Origin of the sequence: Sphaerisporangium aureirubrum (assembly GCF_042658925.1) — a bacterium.
Classification (GTDB): Bacteria; Actinomycetota; Actinomycetes; order Streptosporangiales; family Streptosporangiaceae; genus Sphaerisporangium; species Sphaerisporangium aureirubrum.
This window is the reverse complement of the sequence record NZ_JBHSRF010000172.1, coordinates 1-2,382: the sequence shown is the minus strand read 5'-3', so window position 1 is coordinate 2,382 and position 2,382 is coordinate 1. Positions and strand designations below refer to the sequence as shown.

Annotated in this window: 1 protein-coding gene; it reads right to left on the bottom strand. The window is 71.5% G+C overall.

Annotated features, from left to right (window positions below; translation table 11 throughout):
* Positions 1-41 precede the first annotated feature (41 nt).
* Positions 42-1,973 (bottom strand): amidase, encoded by a 1,932-nt coding sequence (locus ACFP1K_RS40965; RefSeq protein ID WP_380763982.1) that lies wholly within the window; start codon positions 1,971-1,973, stop codon positions 42-44.
* Between the last annotated feature and the right edge of the window lie 409 nt (positions 1,974-2,382).

Sequence of the window (2,382 nt, the reverse complement as noted above, 5' to 3'; positions counted from 1 at the left end):
GGCGTAGGGGACGGTGAGGAACTGGGTGGGGGTGTTCAGGCTCATCCGAGGGCTGCTCTTACTTCGGCTTCGCCGATCAGGGGGTCGTTGCTGGGGCCGGTGTCCTCGAAGGACGGGAGGGAGCGGGCGGCTGCCGGGGGGGTGGGGTCCGGGGGGGACGCCTGGTGGTATTCGGGGTAGTTGGCTTGGTAGTCGATCATTGCTTGGGTTATGTCGGATTCGGCGAAGCGGGGGCCCCAGAACTGGGCCGACACGGCGAGGCCCTGTACGTAGCCGATGGGGAAGCTGACCATCGGCCAGCCGAGGGCGTTCGGGACCTGGTAGTAGGCGCGGAAGACGGGGAAGCCGGGGCCGCCGGAGCGCTGGCCGATGACGTCGCCGATCGACATGACGAGCATGAAGTCGACGCCGTGGTCGCGCAGGGCCTTGGTGTAGTTGGCGATCAGGCGGCGGCGGCGCTGCTCGCCTTCGTACCGGACGGCGCCGGAGATGCCGCCGTTGAAGCGGTCGGCGGCGGCGAAGTTCGCGGCGGTCTCGCCGGGGGCGCGGCGGCCGTACTGGCCGGTCAGGGTGGCGACCGCGGCGGCCGAGGGGATGCCTCCGGCGCAGAAGTCGGCGACGGCGGCGGAGAAGCGGACCTCGTACCGGTTGGAGTTGACCACGGCCGCGGACGGTGAGACCGGTGAGCCGTCCACGGTGGTGAGCACCTCGGACGAGGCGAAGTAGGGGTTCTGGGAGGGGTCGGTCATGTCCAGGCCGGGGAACTGGACGACCCGGGCGCCGAGGCTCTGCAGCTGGCCGGTCAGGCGGTTGAAGGCGGCGAGGTGGCCCGCGCCGTACGTCGACTGCGGGCTGACGCCGGTCTTGATCGAGCCGCCGGCGTTCATCCAGTCGGTCTGCGGGATGCCGATGGTCATGCCCTGGAGCGGCCTGCGGCCCCGGCGCGGGGTGAGCGGGATCTTGGGGAAGGGGTCCGGCGCGGACAGCGTCTGCGGGTCGTTGACCGGGTCGGGGCCGAGGATGGTGGCGAGGATCAGCGCCGAGTCGCGGGCGCTGCGGCTCATCGGGCCGAGCACGTCGTAGCCCGGCGACAGCGGCATCACCCCGGCGATCGAGACGGTGCCGAGCGAGGGCTTGATGCCGGTGGCGCCGTTGGCGGCCGAGGGCATGATGATGCTGCCGCCGGTCTCCTCGCCGATGCAGGCCGCCGCCAGCCGGGCCACCGGCGCGACCCCGGAGCCCTGGCTGGACCCGCCGGGGACGTAGGCGGTGTTCCAGGCGTTGCCCGCGAAGGTGCCGGTGATGGACCCGGAGAAGGCCGAGCAGATCGTGCTGCCGAGCAGGACCACGCCGGCCGCCCGCAGCCGCGCCACCACGGTGGCGTCCTGGAGCGCGAGGTTCCCGGCGAAGGCGGCCGAGCCGTTCTGCGCGTTGAGCCCCTTGACGCCGACCGAGTCCTTGATCCCCATGGGGATGCCGCACAGCAGCGGCACGGGATCCCCGCCGCGGCGGCACGCCGCGAGGCGCTTGTCCGCGGCCCGGGCGGCTGCCAGCGCGCCGGCCTCGTCCACGCGGACGAACGCGTTGTAGAGCCCGTTGTTCCCGTAGGTCTCGAAGGGTCCGTTGAACTTGTTGATCCGGTCCAGGTACGCCCGCGTCACCTCGACGCTCGACAGCCTGCCCGCCCGCAGCAGCGCCGCCAGTTCGAGGATCTCGTAGTCGACCACCCGCGACCGGCGGGGGATGTCCCGCACCGACGGCAGCGAGCCCGCGTCCGCGATGTCCTTGCCCCGTCCCGGCACGTCCGGCGCCGCCGGGGACGCCTTGGCCACGCCGCCGCCGAGCGTCACCGACAGCGCCGTTCCGGCGACCGCGGTTCCCGCGCCCCCGATCAGGGAGCGCCTGCTCAACGTGACCCGGCCGGCACGCTCTCCGCTCCGCTCGACCTCACCCGCGTCTTGATCTTGCGCCACGTCTGTACCTCGTCTCTGCCGTGGTTCTCGCATACGCACGGGGCACCCCTGGCATCGGCCGGGCGGCCCCCAGAACGTCAGGCGCGACGATAGGTATAGATCATTTCAAACGCGTACATAGATCATGACCACGACATTTCGGGTACTCAGGTCGTTCCGCCCAGACGGGGCGGGCGGCTCCGGTGTTTCCGCCGCGATGGAAAAGCCCGGCGCTCCCGCCGGGAAGGGGCGGGAGCGCCGGGGGTCAGGTCAAGCAGGTGGAGTCGGTCCGGGTGAGCGTCACACCGTCAGCGTTGCAGGGTGAGCACTCCCGGGCGGTAGGGCAGGAGGCCGTAGTCGCCGCCGGAGCTGGGGCTGCGTCCTTGGTAGAGCAGTTGCAGGTTGCAGGGGTTGATGGTGAAGGTCTGGT